Source organism: Brevibacterium limosum (genome assembly GCF_011617705.1).
GTDB lineage: Bacteria > Actinomycetota > Actinomycetes > Actinomycetales > Brevibacteriaceae > Brevibacterium > Brevibacterium limosum.
The window spans coordinates 164392-184475 of sequence record NZ_CP050154.1; the positions used below are offsets into that span (position 1 = coordinate 164392).

The window sequence follows — 20084 nt, forward strand, 5'->3', positions numbered from 1 at the left end:
CCTTTGATCCTGGCTCAGATGGTGAGCGGACATTCGATCGAGGTCCGCTGTCCTTGGCATCATACGTGGCGGGCCGTCCGAGGCCGCCCGGGCGTCCGGACTGTGAGTCGCACGCTCCGCGTCCGTTAGGTTGGAGGCATGGCCGACAATGCACAGGAACGTCCCGATGCGCTGACGCATCCCCTCTCGCCGAGGTGGCTGGAGCGTCCCGACGGCTACCGTCACTTCGAATCCGCGTACTTCGTCGGCCGTGGCCGGGACACGTTCGACCGCTGCGCCGAGGAGCTGCTGCACTGGGAGGTCAAGATCCGCAGCGGCTTCGACATCGATGTGGACGGCGACATCGACGTGGACGGCGACGGAGCTGCGCGGCCGCCGCGTGTGGAGCGTGAGCAGGAACCGACGATTCGGGTGCGCCTGGGACCGTTCCGGCTGCCCGAGCCTTCCCGAGTCATCGATGTCTTCGAGACTGAGGATCGGTGCGGCTTCACCTACGGCACGAAGTCGGGGCATCCGATCACCGGCGAGGAGTCATTCATCCTCATCCGCACCGCCGATGACCGGGTCTTTCTCGTTCTGAGGTCGGTCTCGCGGGCGGGGCTGGGAATCTGGCGACTCGGCGAACCAATCGTCCGGCTCGCTCAGATCGTCTACCGGCACCGCTACGGGCGGGCGCTGCGCCGCTGACTGTGCAGCGCAGAGGCGATCCGGTTGCGAGCTGCGGGTTCGGGTGCCTGGGCGCACATTATGGGCTGCCTCGGCGGCAAGAAGTGCGTGCTGCCGGACAGACCGCTGTTCGATCACTTGCCGGGAATAGAGCTCCGAGCAGGCTTGTACTCCCAGTGCCACGGCTCGTACATGCTCGCCTTGGCCCAGTCGGGGTTCTCCCAGCCGTATTCGTCGCCGTGCTCGACGAGCCAGCCCCAGGCTCCGGACTTCGAGGCGACTCCGCCGCCGAGGTCGAGGGCGATTCCCCAACCGTGCAGAGAGGTCCCCGGTTCGGCCGACAGTCCCGGTTTCCGGCTGGCCACAGAGAGCTGGCCGGCCATGTCACGGTAGGAATCCGTGATCTCGAGTTCCTTGCCGGTGTCCTTCTTGTATGCGGCATTCATCTTCGCGAAGGAGACGGCGGCGTCGGCCCGGAGCTGGTGGTCTCCCTTGCCGAGGTCGCACAGCCACTCATCGGGCAGTTCGCCGTTGCCGGCGGACTGGTCGAAGTCCTGCTTCGCATCGCAGCCGGGCAGAGCGCTCTTCTCAACTGCGCGGGACGCGGCTTCGACCTTCTTCTGCTCGGCGCTCGGCACGCCGATCTCGATCGACGACTTCCCCTCGGCAGCGGGGACGTCGGCGTTGACCTTCTCGGCGTTGATGGCGGCGGGCTCACCGGCAGCGGTCGGATCGGTTTTGACCTCGGCACCTCCGCTGAGGTTGTTGACGAGCATGGTCACGGCGGTGGCGGCACCTGCCACGGAGACGGCTGCCAGTGTCGACATGGTCCGCAGCTTCCGTTTGCGCACGGACTTGAGCAGAGCACCATCGGACCCGCGGCTTTCGGCGGCTCCTGCGCTGACCCGGCGAATCGATGAGGCGGAGTGTGAGCCGAAGGTCGCAGGAACCTCGGCGGCCTCACGCTCCATTGCGGCCCGACGCGGGGGCGTCTCCGCTGCTCGGGCCTCGGCGGCCATCGCTGCACGCCTGGGCGACAAGGTGTCGGCCGAGGAGTCAGCGGGAGCAGGGGCTGGCGGCGTCCCGGTCCCGCGCGTCGCGGTGCGTGCGCGTGAGAACGGGGACGATGAGCGACGCCTGTGCAGATCCCGTCGACGCACCGGTGGTTCTGTGGCCGATGATGACTCTGACATAACTCTCCGTGTGACTGTGACTCGTCGAAGACCGCCGAGGTTTCGACGACTTCAATCCAACATCACAAAAGTGTAACGGGAATATATAGAAGCTGTCACATACAGGTGACGAGTCACACTGACGGGCACTCAGCCGACGCTCAGGCCGATTTCGGTCGGACCGCTGCGAACCCTGCATCACGCCAGTTCAGCTGGCTTCCGGAAGCGGAGGGCCGCCTCGGCGAGGTTATTCGGATCGGCTCTCGACGTACTGTCGGAGAGCGCGTTCCTGGGCCTCTTCGTCGGGGAAGATCACTTCGGTCCGCGCGCCCCCTGTTACGGGATCGTTACTGAAGATCAGCTTGATGCCGAGCAGGCGGGCCTGCCCTTGGGCGATGACGAGGCCGAGGCCCATTCCTCCTCCGCCGGCGGAGACGAAGCGGGTCGGACCGGTGTTGACGATATCCGGCGGGTAGCCGGAGCCCGAGTCGGTGACGACGATGCTGCGCGTGCTCGTCTCGAGGCGGATGGGATCCCCGCCGTGTTTGATCGCGTTGACGAGCAGGTTCGACACGATGCGCTCGAAGCGGCGGACATCGGTGACCAGCGTCGAATTCAGTGCGGCCAGATGAGTTTCGATCTGGTGCCCGGCCAGAGCGCCCGAGGCCTCCATCGTGCCCAGCAGGGATCGGATCGCCTGATCGACGTCGACGCGGGTGAACTCGGGGTTGGCCCGTCCCGCGTCGAGGCGGGAGACCTCGAGGAGGTCCTCGACGAGGACCTGCATGCGCACGACCCGGTCCTTGACGAGTTCGGCGGGGCGGGAATCCTCTTCGAGCAGGTTCGCGGCGTTGACCAGCCCGGTCAGCGGGGTGCGCATCTCGTGCGCGAGGTCGGCGGTGAATCGCTGCTCGGAGTCGATGCGTTCGGTCAGTCTTGCCACCGCGGTGTCGACGGCCGTGGCGAAGGCCCACACCTCCTGATCGGATTCGTCGATGACGTCGGCGATGCGCGTCGTCGTGTCCCCGGCGGCGATCTTCCGGGCCGCCTGTGCGCCGAGGGTGAGCCTGCGGGAGATGCGGCCGGCGACGATCGATCCGACGCCGCCGACGACGAGGGCGGATCCGATCATGCCGACCAGCAGCGCCTGGTCGATGCGGCCGATGAGCTCCTGACTGTCCTTCGTCGATGCGCGTACGGAGATCACCTCGGTGTACTCGCCGACCTCGATCGGGGCCGCGGCCCACACGATCTCCTCGCCGTCGACCTCGGAGCGGATCGTCACGCTCTGCCCCTTGAGCGCGGACTTGCGGGCCTCCTTGGGCAGCTGCGGATCCTCGATGCGGGCGTTGAGGGTGAGCACCCCCGTCTCGGAGAAGATGGCCGTCGCATTCGTCAGCTGCTCGGTCACCGTCGACCGCATCCGGTCGTCCTCGGCCCGGGCAGCGGACTGGCGCAGCACGATCGAACACGATAAGACGGCGATGATCACCGAGGCGACGATGAGCAGAGAGATCTTCCAGCGCAGCGACATACGATCAGCCTGCGAAGCGGTAACCGAATCCGCGAACGGTTTCGATCATGTTCGCCCCGATCTTCTTCCGCAGGCGCTGGATGTGGACGTCGACGACGCGGGAGTCGCCGGCCCATTCGTAGCCCCACACCGTGAACGCGATCTTCTCCCGCGAATACACGTGCTCGGGCTGCTCGGTCAGCAGCAGGAGCACACGCAGCTCGGTCGGGGTGAGGTGGACTTCCTCCCCGTCGACCTCGACGGTCAGCCGCCCGGTGTCGAGAACGAGGGATCCCAGCTGAGTGCGGAACGGGCCCAGCCCGCCGTCGGAGCCGGACGTTTCCGGGGCCACCGTGGGGGAGCCGCTCGGTCGAGGGGGGACCCCGGTGCCGCCGCCGATGGCCTCTTCGTCGTCGTCCGCCTCGGGGGCGGTGGTGAATCTCCCACCGGCACCGAGGTAGGTGTCATCGGATTCGAGCTGCGCTCGCAGCCGATCCCGGGTGTCCATGCCGGGGCTGGCGCCGAGGACCTCGGGGATGCCGTCGCCGGTGACCATGCCGCCGGGTCCGATCACGGTTTCGTGATGCTCATCCGCCTCGGGGGCGGGGGAGTAGCCGAACCGATCGGTGCCGGTGGTGATGAACCGGCGGACGACAGCGCGGATGCGGGCGTTGAGCACCTGCATGTCGAAGGGCTTGGTGAGGTAGTCGTCGGCTCCGGCCTCAAGGGCCTGGACGATGTCGATGGCGTCGGAGCGGGCGGAGATGATGATGATCGGGATCGTCGAACGCTCGCGCACGGCACGGCAGATGGAGGCGCCGTTCATCGTCGGCAGCATGAGATCCAGCAGGAGGACGTCGGCGCCGTTGGCGGAGACGAACTCGTACCCCTCGCGGCCGTCGGCGAAGGCCGAGACCGTGTAATCGAAGCGTTCGAGTCCGATCTGCGTCGTTTCGCGGATGACCTCGTCATCCTCGACCAGAACTATATGCATTACGTTTCTCCATTAAGCCGCGTGAAGCGTTGACCTGGTTCAAACCTACCGTCGTGCAGGCGGAACACCTGCACCGACCATCCGGAGGGGCAGCATGCTCTGTCCCCGTCTGCGAACATGGCCTCCTGCACCACCAGTGTCCCATTTCTGCCGGGGCTGACCTTGAGCTGATTGCCGGTGGCGATGAGTTCGAGGCGGGGCCGGCCCTTGTGCTCGCTGATGACTGCGCCGGCGATGATCTCGTCCCGCTGTTTGGGGTTGGCCACCGTGACCAGCTGGAACTTCTGTTCGCCGCTGAGGAACGGCGTCGAGAACTTCAGACAGTCCTTGCAGTCGGCGACGACCTGAGCGGTCTCCGAGGCACTGCCGGTGACGGCGATCCCCGACGAGGATTCGATGGCCCTGCGGACCTCGTCGAGCGAGAACGGTTCGTTCGGCTGGCCGGCGGCCACGGTATTGGGGGCGAAGAGGGAGGGGGAGGGGTTGCCCTCCGGTGAGACCTTGAGGCCGCGATCGGGTCCGCATGCAGTGACGGTGAAAGCCATGACGGCCGCGAGGAGGAGTGCTGTGACGGTCCGGACGGTGCGGCGGGAGGATCGTGAGTGGGGACTGTCGAGGGTGCCGGGGCCGCCGGCTGCGATGCCGGCAGCTGTGGCCGTCGGGGTCGCGGCGTCTGCGCATGGTTCACGGCCAGGCGGGGCCTGGCTGGAGTGAAAAGAGCGCAGCGCCTCCCCGGAGGCGCGTCTGACGGTGACGGGCACACACTCATTTTTGCCTGTTCGGAGCCCGTAGTCCACCTGATCATCGGCGCAGGCGAGTCGGATCCTCCCTCGGATCCACCGGTCGCCGCGCTCTTCGCCGGTTTCAAGGCGGCTTGTGGCCTTCTCGGTGCCGATGGGAATGTGGTTCCAGATGGAACGGTATGGGGTGATGATCTCGGGCACAGGATGGGTCGGCTCTCAGGTCCGACCGGTAGAATGAGGGGCATGGCGCCCACGAACACCCCGAAGAAGAAGTCCACAGGCGGCAGGCCCACCAGCACGGTGTCCTACAAGGATGCGATCAAAGTCGGCCTCGTCTGCGGAATCGTCACCCTCGTCCTTGCGATCATCGTCACCCGAGCTTGGCAGGACGGCCGCGCCTTCGGCTACGCATTCCTCTACGCCGGAGCGGCATTTGTGGTGGTGTCAGGCTTCGCGAGCTACCTCAACTGGGTGATGCGCAAGGACACGCAGAACCAGAACCAGTCCTACCCGGTCATGCGGTAGGACGCCTCGCCACGCACCGAGACGCGCCGGCCCTCCGCTGAGGCGTCCACTGCGGCGCCAGCATCGACTTCCCTTTCGCGGCAGTTCGTCGCGTGACTGTCACTGCCTACAGCTGCTGAGGCATCAGACACCGAAAGCGCCATAACGCCCTGCTCCTGCAGGGTGTTATGGCGCTTTCAGTGGGGGATGCTCGCGGTCGAGGGGTGACGGCTCGTCGGATTCCGCAGTGTGCAGCTCCGTCGCTCTGACCCGCCGTCGCCGGCCGGGCCCCGGCGCACCTACTTGAAGCGCAGGAGGCGGAGGCTGTTGAGGATGACGAACACCGACGAGAAAGCCATCGCGGCCCCGGCGATCATCGGGTTGAGCAGTCCGAGAGCCGCGATCGGGATCGCCGCGGTGTTGTAGGCGAAGGCCCAGAACAGGTTGCCCTTGATGAGCCCCAAGGTCCGGCGCGAGAGCCGGATCGCCTGCGGGATCTGCTGCGGATCGGACTTGACCATGGTGATGTCCGACGCCGCCATCGCCGCATCCGTGCCCGATCCCATCGCGATGCCGAGATCGGCGCCGGCCAGAGCGGCGGCGTCGTTGACACCGTCGCCGACCATGGCCACGGCCCGGCCCTGCCCCTGCAGTTCGCTGACCACGGAGACCTTGCCTTCCGGGCGGACATCCGCGCGGACCTCGGTGATCCCGAGAGCCTCGGCGACCACCTCGGCGGCTTGGGCATTGTCCCCGGTCAGCAGCACCGTGCTCAGTCCCAGCGAATGCAGTTCGGCGATCGCTTCCGCGGCCGTCGGCTTGGCCTCGTCGGAGACGAAGCTCAATCCTCGGAACTGCCCGTCGATCGCCAGTGCGATGATCGTGGCCCCGCGGGGAAGCGAGTCGGCCGGGTAGTCGACCGTGATTCCGCGTTCCCGGAGCAGGTCCGGGCGACCGGCGAGCACCTCGGCGCCGTCGATCGCTGCCCGCAGTCCGCCGCCGGGGATGTTCTCGAAATCCGTGACCGCTGCGTCGGCCGGCGTTCCGGCCGACCTCGCCGAGGCGGCCCCCGCCGAACCCGCCCCGACGATGTCGGGTGCGGCCTCGACGATGGCACGGGCGATCGGGTGTTCGCTGCGCGATTCCAACCGCGCGAGGATGTCGTAGTCCGCCGGTGAGAGCTCGCTTCCGGTCAGGCTCATCACGCCGGTCGTCAGGGTGCCGGTCTTGTCGAGGACGACCGTATCGATCGACCGCGTCGACTCCAGCGCCTCGGGCCCGGAGACGAGGATGCCCAACTGGGATCCGCGCCCCGACGAGACCGCAAGGGCCGTCGGCGTGGCCAGACCCAGGGCACACGGACAGGCGATGATGAGCACGGTGAGTGCCGCATGCAGCCCCGTCGCCCAGTCGCCGGTGACGAAGCCCCAGATGAGCAGGGTGAGCACGGCGATGCCGAAGACGATCGGGACGAACACCGCCGAGATCCTGTCGGCCAGTCGCTGCACGGCCGGTTTGCCGGTCTGAGCGCGGCTGACGAGATCTGCCATGGCCGCCAGCGTCGTGTCCGCCCCCACTCGGGTGGCGCGGACCTCGAGCACACCCGAGGTGTTGATCGTGGCGCCGGTGACGGAATCGCCGGGAGCGACCTCGACCGGCACGGATTCGCCGGTGAGCATCGCCTCGTCGATGGCCGAATGGCCGGTGAGCACCTCACCGTCGGTGGCGATCTTCTCACCGGGACGGACGAGGAAGACATCGCCGACGGCCAGCTGATCGATCGGCACCTGCACCTCGACACGGCCCCCACCCGCGGAATCAACACCCGCGGCACCGATGCCCGAAGCAGCTCCATCCGTGGCAGCGCCTTCGCGCAGCACGGTCGCGGACCTCGCCCCGAGATCGAGGAGTGCCTTGAGCGCGGCCGTCGCCCGGTTCTTCGCCCGGTCTTCGGTGAGCTTGCCGATGAGCAGGAACACCGTGATCGCCGCGGCCGCCTCGAACCACACGTGGTATTCGGCGGGAATCGCCCAGCCGTAGCCGTCGGCGACGGCCCGGCCCAAGGTGTAGTAGGAGTAGAGGCTCGCGACGGCGATGCCGACGCTGACCAGGGTGTCCATGGTCGTCGAGCCGCCGCGCGCGGCCTTGTACGCCGCCGAGTGGAACGGCCACGCACCCCAGGTGACGACGGGCAGGGCGAGGATCGCGACGATCCACTGCCAGCCGGTGAAGTGCCAGCTCATGACCATCGAGATCGCGACGATCGGGACGGCCAGGATGAGCGAGCCGATGAAGCGCGGCCGCAGATGACGGGGATCGTAGTCGACGATCTCCGGACCATCGGCGCCGGCACCGGGGCCGCGCACCGCGGCCCCGTAGCCGGCCTTGGCGACGGCGGCGGTGATGTCGTCGTCGCTGAGATCGGAGTCGATGACCACATGCGCGGTCTCCAGCGGCAGATTGACCTCCGCCGTGACCCCGTCGAGGCGGGTGAGCTTCTTCTCGATCCGAGACGAACACGACGCGCAGGTCATGCCCGTGATGTCGAGCTCGAGCTCGCGTGACATCACTTCACCTCGTAGCCGGCCTCATCGACGGCGGCACGGATCGCCGCGTCGTCGAGTGCGGCCGACGATGTGATCGTGACCGGGGAATCGCCGCCGGCGTTGAGGTCGACCGCGACGTCCGAGACGCCCGCGAGTGACCCGAGCTCTTCCCTGACCGCGGCTTCGCAGTGTCCGCAGGTCATTCCCGAAACGGTGATGGTGGTGGTCGTCATTGTGCTCTCCTATCAGCTGTGAACGTTTCCCGATGGCCGAACCTCCGGCGTCGTCGCACCCCGATCGGGCCGACGCGGCCGGCAGGCTCAGCTCTTGATGAGTCGGGAGATGGCGGCTGATGCCTCCTCGACCTTCTTCCGCGCTTCCTCGTCGTCGCCGGATGAGGCGGCGTCGACCACGCAGTGAGCGATGTGCTCTTCGAGGAGGTTGATGGAGACCGCGTGCAGCGCGGCTGTCGCGGCGGAGACCTGGGTGAGGATGTCGATGCAGTACTTGTCCTCATCGATCATCTTCCCGATGCCGCGGACCTGACCTTCGATCCGCTTCATCCTCCGCGCGAGAGCGTCCTTCTGCGAGGTGTATCCATGTTGCTCAGTCATGATTGCACCGTATACCCCTACAGGGTATAAATCAAGATGGTCCTCGCCGAGGCGGCTGTGCGTTTGCTCTCACCCCGACCCGTCCGTGCCGTCCGGCTCCTACAATCGTGAGTATGCGTGCTGCCAGACTGTTCCGGTTCCCCGTCAAGGGATTCCCCGCCGAGGAGCTCACCGAGGCTCGGGTGGTCAGGGACCGCGGAATCCGCGGCGACCGGATCGCGGCATTCACCAACGGCAGCCTCGACGTTCCCGCCGACGCCTGGCACTCGTACTCCGCCTTCACCGTGCTCAAGAACGACACCGACCTGCAGAGATGGCGTGTGGGCGTGTCCCTCCCCGAGGCGGCCGATGACGACTCCGCGACCGTGACCCTGACTGCCCCGACGGGAGAGTCGACGACCTTCTCCACGGACGATGAGAGCGGCAGGGCCGCCTCGGCGGGGTTCCTCTCCGAACGGATACCCCCTCAGGGTTCATTCCCGCGTTGCCTGGCCGTCGCGGATCAGGGGATGTTCGACTCGCAGCGCTCGGGGATCTCGCTCATCAACCCCGCCACGGTCGCCGCGATCGCCGATACGGACGAGGGTCGCGCGGCCCTCGGTGCCGAGAACGACGAGCTCGACCCGCTGCGGTTCCGCGGCAACGTCCTGCTCGATGGCCTCGCCCCGTTCGCGGAATTCGCGCTCATCGGGTCGATCGTCCGCCTCGGCGGCGTGCGCCTGGCGATCCGATCCTCGATCGAACGCTGCCCGGCGACGACGGTCAACCCCTCGACGAAGGCTGTGGACGTCAACGTCCCGCGGCTGCTCAACTCCGCATGCGGCCACCTGCACTGCGGCGTCTACGGCGAGATCCTCGAGACCGGGGACATCACGGTCGGCGATGAGGTCGTCGTCGAAGGCGAGGCACCGCGCGAACTGATCAAGACCGCCCGCACCCCGAGGTTCATGACAGTGGTCGGGCGGCAGCAGATCTGCAACGACATCGTCGAGGTGTCCCTGCGCGATGATCTCGGCTGGATCCGCGCATTCGACGAGCCGGGCACGAACCTGCGCGTCCACCTCGACCTCGGCGCACCGTTCTGGCGGACCTATACGATCACCGACGTCGACGACGACATCGTCCGCATCGCCGTGCGCACCCAGGGCAAGGGCTCGCGCGCCGTCGCATCGCTGGAGACCGGAGCGCGGATCCTCACCTCCGGGCCGCACGGAACCATGACCGCCTCCCGCGTCTTCGGCGGCACAACGGCCCTGATCACGGCCGGAATCGGCATCACCCCGAGCCTCGGTCTGCTGCGCGGGGACGGGCTGGCCGACCTGCCCGCCACCGACCGGATCCGACTCGTCCACGTCGACCGCGACCATCGCACCGCCTGCCTGTGGAACCGCCTGCAGGACCGCGCCCGCTCGGGCGGGGTGCCCGTCGAGACGCACCACCGCGACACTGCGACCGCCGGTCGGCCCGGCCACCGGGACCTCGTCGACTGGGTGGCCGGCTGCGACAATGTCATGGTCTGCGGGCCCCGCGACTTCACGGCGGCCGTGCTCGCCGCCGCGGACGAGGCCGGAGTCCCCGCCGTCCACCAGGAGACCTTCGCCTCCCCGAACACGGGAATGAGCGAGGCCATCGCCGCCTGTTCCCCCGCCGAGGTGACCTTGGAGAATTCGGGCACGAGCTTCGTCTGGCAGCCGCAGGAAGGCACCCTGCTCGAATCCTTGGAAGCGCGCGGATTCGGGTCCCCGAGCTCCTGCCGCGGCGGATCCTGCGGAACCTGCTCGGTGTCCCTGGCCGCCGGGTCCGTGCTCTACCCGATCGAACCGGCCGCCCGAGTCGAGAACGACGAAGTGCTCGTGTGCTCCGCGGTCCCCGCCGGACCCATCAGTCTGGCTCTCTGACCCCGGCAGACGGCGCCCGACCGGGTGGCACAATGGTTTCCATGCCGAAGAAGAAGCGCACCATGCTGTCGAAGGGGCCCGCCGGACCGGTGGGCCGCCTGAGTCGGTGGGTCCGCCTCAGCGCGGCCGGGCGGATCATGTTCGCGAACTCGATCATGCTCGTGGGCATCATGGTGCTCACGACGAGTCTGCTCTACCTCCAGCTCTCGCAGCTGAACACGAAACGCGAACAGGACCTGCTGCGGTCGGCGGCGGACAACATCTCGATGTCGCTGGGCCTCGTCGGCACCGGTGAGGTCGGTCAGGACGACTACCTCGATTCCGAATCCCGCGACGACGTCCAGACGCTGCTGAGCAACGTCATCAGCCAGTACGGCTTCGACATCGCCGCCGTCGTCCCCATGGATTTCCTGCTCACCCCGCCGACTCTGGGCTCACCCGGACGGCAGCAGGCGCTGGAGGCGAAGACCGCCTCGGCGGATTCCGGGCGGATCCCCGAGGATTCGATCGACCAGCTGGCCCAGGCCGTCGACGGACAGGCCCTGCAGGACGGCGAGTCGACCGTGCGCTTCATCGACGACGGCGGGCCGGCCGACGGCACCATGTACGTCATCACCCCGGTCTATGCCGAACACGTCGGCGTCGATGGAATGAGGTCCGACACCGTGGTCGGCGCCGTCATCGTCGGCAGCTCCGCCGATTCGGTCCGCGAGGGCTTCCTGGCCCAGGGCAAATGGCTCATCGGCATCGCCGTGCTCACCCTCCTCCTGGGCATCGGCTCCTCCTGGGTGACATCGCGGGGTCTGCGCCGAGTCACCGGTGACTACGGTGCCGACGAGCTGCGCAGCATGCTCGACTTCTACTCCTCTGTGCTCAAGGCCGTCTCCGAAGGACTGCTGCTCGTCGACCGAGCTCGCGGGATCGTGCTCATCAACGCCGAAGCCCGGGAGCTGCTGGGCATGCCGCCGGTCGAGGACGACGCGGACCCCGGCCCCACCTCGGCGGAGGAGATGCCGCTGCGCGAACTCGACCTGCCCGAAGCGCTGCACGATCTGCTCGCGGCAGGGCGGTGGGCCCGCGACGAGATCCACTACACCGACGACCGGGTCCTCGTCGTCAATCAGCAGCCCACCGAGGCGGCCAGCGATACGTGGGTCGTGACCATGCGCGATCACACAGAGCTGGCCGAACTCTCCGGCGAGCTCGTCTCCGTGCGGTCCTTCTCCGATTCCCTGCGCGCGCAGACCCACGAATACGCGAACCGGCTGCACATGGTCGTGTCCCTGCTCGAGACCGGGCACGTCGATGAGGCCATCGACTTCGCAGCGAAGGACATCGACGATCTCAACCGGGTCAACGGGGACGGGTCGATGACCTTCGACCACCCCGTCCTCTCGGCCCTGCTGTTGTCGAAGATCGCCCAAGCCGCCGAGGTGGGCATCGAGATGACGGTGGACACCGCGGATCTCACGGGCAACCTCGGCGGGGATGATCGCGATCTCGCGACGATTCTGGGCAACCTCGTCGACAATGCTTTCGACGCTCTGAGCAGGCAGGATGTTCTGTCAGAGGACAAAAGGGTCCACGTCGAGCTCTCCGGTTCGGGCGGTGCCGGCGGATTCACGATCGAGGTCAGCGACGACGGTCCGGGCATCGACGAGGAACATCTCGACGCGATCTTCGAACGCGGCTGGTCGACGAAGCACGACGGTGTCGAGACCGACCAGGGACAGGGCCGCCAGCAGACAGGCACTCGCGGGGTCGGGCTGTCGCTGGTCGTGCAGGCGATCCGCCGCCTCGGGGGAGCCGTCGATGTGCAGGGGCACGGGGAGGACTGCGACCGGTTCAAGGGCGCCGTGCTCACGGTGTGGCTGCCGGACCCGAGCGGTACAGCTCAGGTCAGCGGCGGATACTAGGCCGGCGGCGGTCAGGCGGGCGGGCCGGCGAAGGTCAGGCGGGCGAAGGTCGGGCCGGCCCCGCAAGCTCAGCCGGCCGCAACCCGATGTGACGGGACTGCAACACGATCCGGGGCGCTGTCAAACCGCTGAAGCTAGACTGAAAGCATGTCGGATACAACTGCGCCTGAACCGAGCATCGGTGTGCTCGTCGTCGAGGACGAGGTCGTCGCCGCCCGTGCTCACGCGAAGTACATCGACCGCATCGAGGGCTATCACGTCGCGGGAGTCGCGAAGAGCGCCACCCAGGCGATGGCTGCTCTCACGGGGCAGATCTACGGCCTCGATCCCTCCGGCGTCCATCTCGTCCTCCTCGATATGAACCTGCCCGACGGGCACGGTCTCCAGGTCTGCCGCGCCATCCGCGGCCAGCGCGTCGACGTCGACATCATCGCCGTCACCGCTGCCCGCGACATGCAGATCGTGCAGGAGGCGCTGTCGTACGGAGTCGCTCAGTACATCATCAAGCCCTTCACCTTCCCCGTATTCAAGTCCAAGCTCGAGGCGTATTCGTCCTTCCGCAACCGCCTCGGCGGGGATTCGAACGACGGGGAGGTCACCCAGACCGAGGTCGACAAGGCGATCTCTGCGCTGCGCACCCACACTGTGGCCGCAACCGCGAAGGGCGTGCCCGATGCGGTCCAGACGGAGGTCAGAACCCTGCTGAACGAGACCCCGGCGCAATCCGCCGCCGAACTGGCCGAAGGCCTCGGAGTCTCCCGAGTCACCGCGCGCCGCTACCTCGAATCCATGGCCGACGCCGGGATGCTCGAACGCCGTCCCCGGTACGGTGCCGCCGGGCGCCCCGTCCTCGAATACACCGTCGTCGCCGACGCAGGCTGAGGCCCGCTGATCGGGAACCGTCCCGGCTGAACCTCGTCCGGTGTGTCACACGGCGCGGTGCGTCGCCGGGCGCCGAGATCGACCCCACGGTCGGCCCACTGGCAGGATCAGCCGGCTGACCCCGGCCCGGCAGCGATTGTCTGGTCGATCCGCGGCGCTCTGCCGGCGGACAACGCCGTGGATCGACCAGACAATCGCCCAAGGGAGCGATTTCGCGAAGACTGACGGTCGAGTCAGCGGTCGCGAAGGCACCGAACTGCGCTCCTGCCGTCCGGAAGCCGAGTCTCAACGGCGAACTCAGCAAGCGGCAGAACTCAGCAGACGACAGAACTCAGCAAGCGGCAATGGACATTGCGGAACCCTCGGTAGAGGATGGTTCCATGTCGAAGAAGTCCCGGGTCTGGTTGACCATCGCTCTCGTCATCGTGCTGCTCGTCGGAGCCGGGGTCTTCGCGGTGTTCCGACTCCCGATGACGAAATCCTCCGCCGCCGAGGCCGCCGCAGACGATCTCGCCGAAGAGCAGCTGAGCTCGGACATCTGGCATGAGAAGGACCTCGCCCAAGGACTGTTCGACCGCGTCACGAAATCGCTGGGTACGAGAATCGACCTGCGGTCGGTCGCCGTCGACGACATCACCGAAGCCGACGGTCGGATTGTGGCGGTCCTCGATTGGACCTGGGCGAACACCGACGGTGAGGCCTGGCAGTACAGCTCTGAGCTGCCGTTGGAGAAGAACGGTCTGTTCTGGTGGGCGAATCTCACGGAGACGGCCATCCACCCGAAGCTGAGCAAGGGCGGCAGCTTCGAACTGCGCGCGAATCCGGGGCAGCGGGGGAACATCCTCGGCGCCGACGGCGAGGTGCTCATGGAGGAAGGGGAGGTCGTCGACATCGGCGTCCACCCGAATCGCCTGGAGCCCGATACCATCGGCAAGCTCGTCAGAGGGCTCAACGACGGCGTCGACTCCCTCGATCTCGACGCCGGTGACCTCGAGGACAAGGTCGACGATGCCGAAGGCAACCAGCTCGTCCCCGTCGTCACCCTGCGCGAAGACGACTATCGACGAGTCAAGGACGCGATCCACGATCTGCCGGGTGTCCTCTTCTCCGAGGACACCCAGACCCTGACCCGGTCCCGCGGATTCGCGCAGGCCACACTCGGTTCGGCCGGGCCCGCCAGCGCCGAAGACATCAAGGAGTCAGACGGCACGATCATCGCCGGTGACATCGTCGGCCGCACCGGTCTGCAGAAGAGCTTCAACGCCCGCCTCAGCGGTCCGGGCAGCGTCGAAGTCTTCGCCGAAGGGGACTCAACAGATGACAAGGGCGGGAAGACGAAGCTGACGAGCCTGCACGCCTTCGAGCAGAAGGACGGCGAGGACCTCGAAACCACCCTCGACGTCGATATTCAGACTGCCGCGGACGAGGCGGCGGCGACCGCGAAGAAGCCGGCCGCCGTCGTCGCGATCCGTCCCAGCGACGGACAGGTGCTGGCCGTGGCCAACCACGACCCGGAAGGGGCCGCTTGGGATCGGGCGCTGAGCGGCCAGTACGCTCCCGGCTCGGTGTTCAAGATCGCCTCCGGTTCGGCTCTCCTCGACGCCGGGGTGAAGCCCGACGACGACATCGACTGTCCGAAGACCGTGAACATCGGCGGAAAGGAGTTCAAGAACGCCGAAGACGAGGTGCTCGGGTCCGTGAGCTTCGCCGAAGACTTCGCCCACTCCTGCAATACCGCCTTCGTCTCCTCCGGTGAGACGGTCACCGGCGACGAGGTGGCCGACGCCGCCGCCCAACTCGGAATGCTCGGCGACGCCTCCGGATTCGGGGCGAAGATGGCCTCGGTGCCGGCCGCCGACGACGAGGTCACGCATGCCGCGCAGATGATCGGTCAGGGCAAGGTGCAGTCGAGCCCGCTGGCGGTGGCGACGATGGCCGCCTCGGTGGAGGCAGGGGAGACGATCAGCCCGCAGCTCATCCTCGGCGATGCACTCGAGGGTGCGAACTCCGGCGACGCGAACGCAGCTGACGATGGGGCGACCCGTGATGCTGACCCACTCGACGCGGACGCGGCGAAGGAGATCGCGGACATGATGCGCAAGGCCGTCACCGCCGGCACCGCCACCGACCTCAAGGACGTTCCCGGCGATCCCGTCCACGGCAAGACCGGAACGGCAGAATACGGCAACGACACCCCGCCGCGGACTCACTCATGGTTCGCCGGATTCCAGGACGATCTGGCTGTGGCCGTGCTCGTCGAGGACGGCGGATTCGGCGCCGAGGCGGCGGTGCCGGTGGCTCACGAATTCTTCACCGCCGTCAACTGAGTCGCACCGGGGCAGAGGGCATCCCCGCCTCGGTGCGCGCCCGGGCCGCAGCTATTTCATGCGCAGGGACCGCATCACTGACAGCGCGCCGGTCATGGCCTTCGCGAATGTCTTCTGGTCGAGGGGTCCGGCCGGTGCGATCGGGTGGAGGCGCTGCTCGGCGATCGTGTGCGAGTGCATGAACTGGAAGAGGCCCTCGGGCCCGTGCCGGTGGCCCATCCCCGAGGCCTTGACGCCGCCGGCCGGAGCATCGATGGACCCCCAGCTGGCCGGGTAGACCTCATTGATGTTGACCATTCCGGCCTCGATCTGCCGTGCTATCTCACGCCCGTGGGAGCGGGAGTACACAGAAGCCGAGAGTCCGTAGTCGCTGTCATTGGCGGCAGCGATCGCCGCGGCGTCGGAGGGCACCGAATAGACGGAGACGACGGGGCCGAACGTCTCCTCGCGGTGCAGCTCCGCCGCAGCCGGAACATCCGTGAGCACCGTCGGGGCATAGAAGTAGGGGCCGAGATCGGGCACAGGGTGACCGCCGGCGATGACCGTGGCCCCGACGCTGCGAGCCTGCTCGACATGTCTGGTAATCGTCTCGAGCTGCTTCGGCCCCGCCAGGGTGCCCAAGTCCGGGCCGTACTCGAACTCGGAGCTGAGGCGAAGAGCGCGAGCCGCCTCGGCGAAATGGGCGCAGAAGGTCTCAAAGAGGTCCTCGTGGACATAGATGCGTTCGATGGAGATGCACAGCTGCCCGGCCGAGGAGAACGACCCGCGCACGGCACCTTCGACGGCCTTCTCCAGATCCGCATCGGCGGCCACGATCAGGGGGTTCTTGCCTCCGAGCTCGAGCGCGGCGGGGAGCAGACGCTGCCCCGCCTCGGCGGCGATCGAGCGTCCCGCGGCCGTCGACCCGGTGAATGAGATTCCGTCGGCACCGGCCATGAGCGCGGGCCCGACCTCGGAGGACGGGCCGGGCACGAGCTGCCACACCTCCGGCGGCAGACCGGCGGCGATCGCCAGTCGGCGCATGAAGACCGAGGTCAGCGTCGTCGTCGAATCGGGTTTGTGAACGACGGCGTTGCCGGCGGTCATGGCCGCGAATAGGTCGGTCGCACCCAGGGTCAGCGGGTAGTTCCACGGTGTGATGAACCCGATCACGCCCAGCGGAGTGCGCGTGACCTCGGTGCGGGTGAGCACGGGGATCGCCCCGCGGCGACGTTCGGGACGCAGATAGCGGGCGGCCATCACCCCGTAGTGGCGCAGCACATTGAAGGTATCGAGGATCTCGTCATAGGCGTGGATCCGGGCTTTGCCGGTCTCGTACTGGATGATGTCGAGGAGCAGATCCTCGTGGCGGCGCAGCGACGCATGCAGTCGAGTGAGCACCTTCGCCCGGTGCTGAACCGACTGAGCGGCCCACGCGCCGCCGGCGATGCGGGCGGTGGCATAAGCGGTCTCGATATCGGCGGGAGTGTTCCGGGCGAACCGGTCGACCTCGGTGCCGGTGAACGGCTCAACGCCGCGCATCACCTCGCCCGAGCCGGAAGCGTCAGCGTACGGATCGGTGTCGAGGAAGTCCCGCAGCGCCGCGGTGACGTGCGTGGATGCGGTCCCGACAGTGCCCGCCTCGGAGGCGTGGGCGGTGGTCTCTGATTTCATCGGATTCCTCTCCCCGTGACGTAGGTCATCGCAGGCTAGACTACCGAATATGGTTTCGAGTGGTCTCCGGCGTGCGCTGAAAGGGACCGGTGCACCCACCGCCGTCGTCGATCTCGACGCCTTCGATGCGAACCTCGACGCTCTGGCCGAGCGCGCTCGCGGACTGCCGATCCGCCTCGCCACGAAATCCCTGCGCGTGCCCGCCGCCATCGACCGGGCGCTCGCCCATCCCGCCTATTCCGGTGTGCTCGCGTATTCCGTCCCCGAGGCACTCTATCTCCACGCCCGCGGCATCCGAGATATCGTCATCGGCTATCCCAGCCTCGACCGACCCGCCCTGGCCCGGATGTTCGCCGAGGCAGGAGCGTGCGAGAACATCACCGTGATGATCGATTCCGTGGATCACCTCGACATCATCGATCAGGCCCGCACGACCGTCGCCGAGGCGGGAGCCGCCTCGGTGCGGGTGTGCGTCGACGTCGATTCGTCCTATCGCCCGGCCGAGTCCTGGTTGGGCGACCGAGTCCATATCGGGGGCAGGCGCTCACCGATCCGGGATGCTCGATCCGCTGTCACGCTCGCCAAGCAGGTTGCGGCTCGGCCCGGTTTCGATCTTGTCGGATTGATGTTCTACGAAGGGCAGATCGCCGGCACCGCCGATGCCGGGCGCTCGGTGCGGCAGGCGATCGTGCGGGCAATGCAGAAAGCCTCGATCGCCGAACTCGCGGAACGACGGGCAGCCGTCATCGCCGCAGTGCGTGAGATCGCCGACCTGGAATTCATCAACGGCGGCGGAACCGGTTCGTTCGAATCCAGCTCCGTCGAAGGCACTCTGACCGAACTCGCCGCTGGTTCAGGCCTCTTCTCCCCGGGACTCTTCGACGGCTATACGCACTTCCGACACCGCCCGGCCGCCTACTTCGGCAGCCCCGTCGTGCGCCGTCCCGCTCCCGGCTGGGTGACGGTCTTCAAGGGAGGATACATCGCCTCCGGAGTCCCCGGCCCTGACCGTCTGCCGACCATCGCCTGGCCACAGGGACTCGCCTACTCGAGCCTCGAAGGGCCCGGAGAGGTGCAGACGCCGCTGACCGGGCCGGGTGCTGAGTCACTGCGCATCGGTGATCTCGTGTGGTTCAGGCATGCCAAGGCCGGTGAGCTGGCCGAGCATTTCAACGAATTCCAGATCGTGTCCCAGGGCCGGATCAGCGATGCCTGGACGACCTATCGAGGAGAGGGGCTCGTTCTGTGAGCGCAGTGCAGTCAGGGCAGGGCAGGCACGCGTTTCGGAACTGGGCCGGTCACGTCCATGCACATCCGCACACCTTCTCCGGCCCCGCCTCGGCGGAGGAATTGTCCGGGATCGTCACCGCCGCAGCGGCGGCAGGGGACCGGCTGCGGATCGTCGGGGCAGGGCATTCCTTCACCCCGGTGGCGGCGAGCGACGACGTCATGGTCAGCCTCGACGGCCTGTCCGGGATCGTCGCCGTCGACGAGTCGCGGATGCGGGTGTGCTTTCGTGCGGGCACCCGGCTGCGGGACATCCCGGTCCTGCTCGAGCCCTTCGGTCTGGCCCTGGAGAATCAGGGCGACGTCAACCCGCAGTCTCTGGCCGGTGCGATCTCGACGAGTACGCACGGCACCGGGATCGGGTTCACCGGGTTCGCCGGGACCGTCACCGGGCTGAGCCTCATGGGTCCCGACGGTGAGGTGCGGGCGCTGTCGGCCGAGGCGGAACCGGAGGCCTTCGACCTTGCGAGGGTCAGCCTCGGCGTCCTCGGTGTCATCACCGAGGTCGAACTCCAGTGCGTGCCGGCTTTCGACCTCATCGCCGAGGAGAGAGCGGTCGGATTCGACGAGCTCCTCGATGGACTGACCGAGCGGATGCGCGGATCCGACCATTTCGAGTTCTACTGGTTCCCGCACACCGATTCGGTCCTGACGAAGACGAACACCCGGGTCGCGCCGGGGCAGGCAGGTCCCGGTCGCCTCGCCGAGGCGGGGGTGCGCAACCGGTGGCTCAACCTCCTCGACAAAGAGGTGGTGGAGAACGGGGCGCTGCGACTGGCGGTCGAACTCGGCGCGAAGATCCCGGCCGTGGTGCCCCCGATCAATCGCATCGCCCAGTCAGTCGTCGCGGATCGGACGTACCGGGCGCCGGGCCACGACGTGTTCGTGACTCCACGCCGGGTGCGGTTCAATGAGATGGAATACGCACTGCCCTTCGCGGCCGGGCCCGAGGCGATTCGGGAGATCCGCGATGTCATCGAGGCCAAGGGGTGGGCGATCTCCTTCCCGCTCGAGGTCCGGTGCGCGGCCGCCGATGACGTGCCGCTGTCGACGGCGTCGGGGCGGGAGACGATGTACATCGCCGTCCATCGCTTCATCAAGGAGGACTTCGCCGAGTACTTCCGCGTCGTCGAGGAGATTCTGTGCCGGCACGGCGGGCGACCCCATTGGGGCAAGATCCACACACGCACGGCCGCTGACCTGCACGAACTCTATCCGCGTCTTGCGGACTTCTGTGACCTGCGGGCTCGCCTGGACCCGGAAGCCATGTTCGGCAACCGCTTCACCGACTCACTGTTCGGTCTCACCCGGCGCTGAGAGCTGTCAGCCGCGAAGTGGTCGCAAACGGATACTTCGCGCGTCGAAGCTC

Annotated in this window: 16 protein-coding genes; 8 read left to right on the forward strand and 8 right to left on the reverse strand. The window is 67.4% G+C overall.

Going from position 1 to position 20084, the window contains the following annotated elements; translation table 11 throughout:
- Positions 1-138: 138 nt before the first annotated feature.
- Positions 139-687, forward strand: coding sequence for a DUF1990 family protein (locus GUY37_RS00735; RefSeq protein WP_166821019.1), 549 nt, complete (start codon positions 139-141; stop codon positions 685-687).
- A 113-nt stretch (positions 688-800) separates the two neighbouring features.
- Here GUY37_RS00735 and GUY37_RS00740 read toward each other — a convergent pair whose 3' ends face one another.
- The 4 genes from GUY37_RS00740 to GUY37_RS00755 all read right to left on the reverse strand — a co-directional run bounded on the left by GUY37_RS00740 (position 801) and on the right by GUY37_RS00755 (position 5106).
- A complete protein-coding gene (locus GUY37_RS00740; protein WP_228278279.1) occupies positions 801-1685 on the reverse strand; it encodes a M15 family metallopeptidase in 885 nt (294 codons plus the stop codon).
- Positions 1686-2085: 400 nt separating this feature from the next.
- Positions 2086-3372 carry a sensor histidine kinase gene (locus GUY37_RS00745; RefSeq protein WP_166821023.1) on the reverse strand — a complete coding sequence of 429 codons (1287 nt, stop codon included), beginning with the start codon at positions 3370-3372 and terminating at the stop codon, positions 2086-2088.
- A gap of 4 nt (positions 3373-3376) precedes the next feature.
- Entirely contained in the window at positions 3377-4345 is a 969-nt protein-coding gene (locus tag GUY37_RS00750) for a response regulator transcription factor (RefSeq protein WP_152347199.1), read from the reverse strand.
- Positions 4345-5106, reverse strand: coding sequence for a hypothetical protein (locus GUY37_RS00755; RefSeq protein ID WP_228278280.1), 762 nt, complete (start codon positions 5104-5106; stop codon positions 4345-4347). The genes GUY37_RS00750 and GUY37_RS00755 overlap by 1 nt, the downstream gene beginning before the upstream one ends.
- Before the next feature lie 225 nt (positions 5107-5331).
- Here GUY37_RS00755 and GUY37_RS00760 point away from each other — a divergent pair, with 225 nt between their 5' ends.
- Positions 5332-5613, forward strand: coding sequence for a hypothetical protein (locus tag GUY37_RS00760; protein ID WP_152347198.1), 282 nt, complete (start codon positions 5332-5334; stop codon positions 5611-5613).
- Between the two features lie 278 nt (positions 5614-5891).
- On the opposite strand, the gene GUY37_RS00765 is transcribed toward GUY37_RS00760, so the two are convergent.
- From GUY37_RS00765 to GUY37_RS00775, 3 genes are all read right to left on the reverse strand, one after another.
- Complete coding sequence (locus GUY37_RS00765) at positions 5892-8159, reverse strand: heavy metal translocating P-type ATPase (protein ID WP_166821025.1); 2268 nt, start codon at positions 8157-8159, stop codon at positions 5892-5894.
- Positions 8159-8371: a heavy-metal-associated domain-containing protein gene (locus tag GUY37_RS00770; RefSeq protein ID WP_166821027.1), complete on the reverse strand. Its 213-nt coding sequence runs from the start codon at positions 8369-8371 to the stop codon at positions 8159-8161. The genes GUY37_RS00765 and GUY37_RS00770 overlap by 1 nt, the downstream gene beginning before the upstream one ends.
- 87 nt (positions 8372-8458) lie before the next feature.
- The gene (locus tag GUY37_RS00775; protein ID WP_166821029.1) at positions 8459-8752 is read right to left on the reverse strand and encodes a metal-sensitive transcriptional regulator; all 294 of its coding nucleotides are present in this window, start codon (positions 8750-8752) and stop codon (positions 8459-8461) included.
- A 113-nt stretch (positions 8753-8865) separates the two neighbouring features.
- Between GUY37_RS00775 and GUY37_RS00780 the strand changes: the two genes are divergently transcribed.
- The 4 genes from GUY37_RS00780 to GUY37_RS00795 all read left to right on the forward strand — a co-directional run bounded on the left by GUY37_RS00780 (position 8866) and on the right by GUY37_RS00795 (position 15775).
- Positions 8866-10650, forward strand: coding sequence for an MOSC domain-containing protein (locus GUY37_RS00780; RefSeq protein ID WP_166821031.1), 1785 nt, complete (start codon positions 8866-8868; stop codon positions 10648-10650).
- A gap of 41 nt (positions 10651-10691) precedes the next feature.
- Positions 10692-12566 carry a sensor histidine kinase gene (locus GUY37_RS00785; RefSeq protein WP_166821033.1) on the forward strand — a complete coding sequence of 625 codons (1875 nt, stop codon included), beginning with the start codon at positions 10692-10694 and terminating at the stop codon, positions 12564-12566.
- 147 nt (positions 12567-12713) lie between these two features.
- Positions 12714-13448 carry a response regulator gene (locus GUY37_RS00790; RefSeq protein WP_152347193.1) on the forward strand — a complete coding sequence of 245 codons (735 nt, stop codon included), beginning with the start codon at positions 12714-12716 and terminating at the stop codon, positions 13446-13448.
- Between the two features lie 380 nt (positions 13449-13828).
- Entirely contained in the window at positions 13829-15775 is a 1947-nt protein-coding gene (locus tag GUY37_RS00795) for a penicillin-binding transpeptidase domain-containing protein (protein WP_166821035.1), read from the forward strand.
- A 51-nt stretch (positions 15776-15826) separates the two neighbouring features.
- On the opposite strand, the gene GUY37_RS00800 is transcribed toward GUY37_RS00795, so the two are convergent.
- Positions 15827-17428, reverse strand: a complete 1602-nt coding sequence (locus GUY37_RS00800) for a succinic semialdehyde dehydrogenase (protein WP_166821037.1) — start codon at positions 17426-17428, stop codon at positions 15827-15829.
- A 49-nt stretch (positions 17429-17477) separates the two neighbouring features.
- Here GUY37_RS00800 and GUY37_RS00805 point away from each other — a divergent pair, with 49 nt between their 5' ends.
- Positions 17478-18677: an amino acid deaminase/aldolase gene (locus tag GUY37_RS00805; protein WP_166821039.1), complete on the forward strand. Its 1200-nt coding sequence runs from the start codon at positions 17478-17480 to the stop codon at positions 18675-18677.
- The gene (locus GUY37_RS00810; RefSeq protein WP_166821041.1) at positions 18674-20032 is read left to right on the forward strand and encodes a D-arabinono-1,4-lactone oxidase; all 1359 of its coding nucleotides are present in this window, start codon (positions 18674-18676) and stop codon (positions 20030-20032) included. Before GUY37_RS00805 ends, GUY37_RS00810 begins: the two co-directional genes overlap by 4 nt.
- Positions 20033-20084 lie beyond the last annotated feature (52 nt).

Coding starts and splice junctions, on each gene's coding strand:
- GUY37_RS00735 (WP_166821019.1), top strand. CDS start 139: ATGGCCGACAATGCACAGGAACGTCCCGATGCGCTGACGCATCCCCTC.
- GUY37_RS00740 (WP_228278279.1), bottom strand. CDS start 1,685: ATGGCCGCCGAGGCCCGAGCAGCGGAGACGCCCCCGCGTCGGGCCGCA.
- GUY37_RS00745 (WP_166821023.1), bottom strand. CDS start 3,372: ATGTCGCTGCGCTGGAAGATCTCTCTGCTCATCGTCGCCTCGGTGATC.
- GUY37_RS00750 (WP_152347199.1), bottom strand. CDS start 4,345: ATGCATATAGTTCTGGTCGAGGATGACGAGGTCATCCGCGAAACGACG.
- GUY37_RS00760 (WP_152347198.1), top strand. CDS start 5,332: ATGGCGCCCACGAACACCCCGAAGAAGAAGTCCACAGGCGGCAGGCCC.
- GUY37_RS00765 (WP_166821025.1), bottom strand. CDS start 8,159: ATGTCACGCGAGCTCGAGCTCGACATCACGGGCATGACCTGCGCGTCG.
- GUY37_RS00770 (WP_166821027.1), bottom strand. CDS start 8,371: ATGACGACCACCACCATCACCGTTTCGGGAATGACCTGCGGACACTGC.
- GUY37_RS00775 (WP_166821029.1), bottom strand. CDS start 8,752: ATGACTGAGCAACATGGATACACCTCGCAGAAGGACGCTCTCGCGCGG.
- GUY37_RS00780 (WP_166821031.1), top strand. CDS start 8,866: ATGCGTGCTGCCAGACTGTTCCGGTTCCCCGTCAAGGGATTCCCCGCC.
- GUY37_RS00785 (WP_166821033.1), top strand. CDS start 10,692: ATGCCGAAGAAGAAGCGCACCATGCTGTCGAAGGGGCCCGCCGGACCG.
- GUY37_RS00790 (WP_152347193.1), top strand. CDS start 12,714: ATGTCGGATACAACTGCGCCTGAACCGAGCATCGGTGTGCTCGTCGTC.
- GUY37_RS00795 (WP_166821035.1), top strand. CDS start 13,829: ATGTCGAAGAAGTCCCGGGTCTGGTTGACCATCGCTCTCGTCATCGTG.
- GUY37_RS00800 (WP_166821037.1), bottom strand. CDS start 17,428: ATGAAATCAGAGACCACCGCCCACGCCTCCGAGGCGGGCACTGTCGGG.
- GUY37_RS00805 (WP_166821039.1), top strand. CDS start 17,478: ATGGTTTCGAGTGGTCTCCGGCGTGCGCTGAAAGGGACCGGTGCACCC.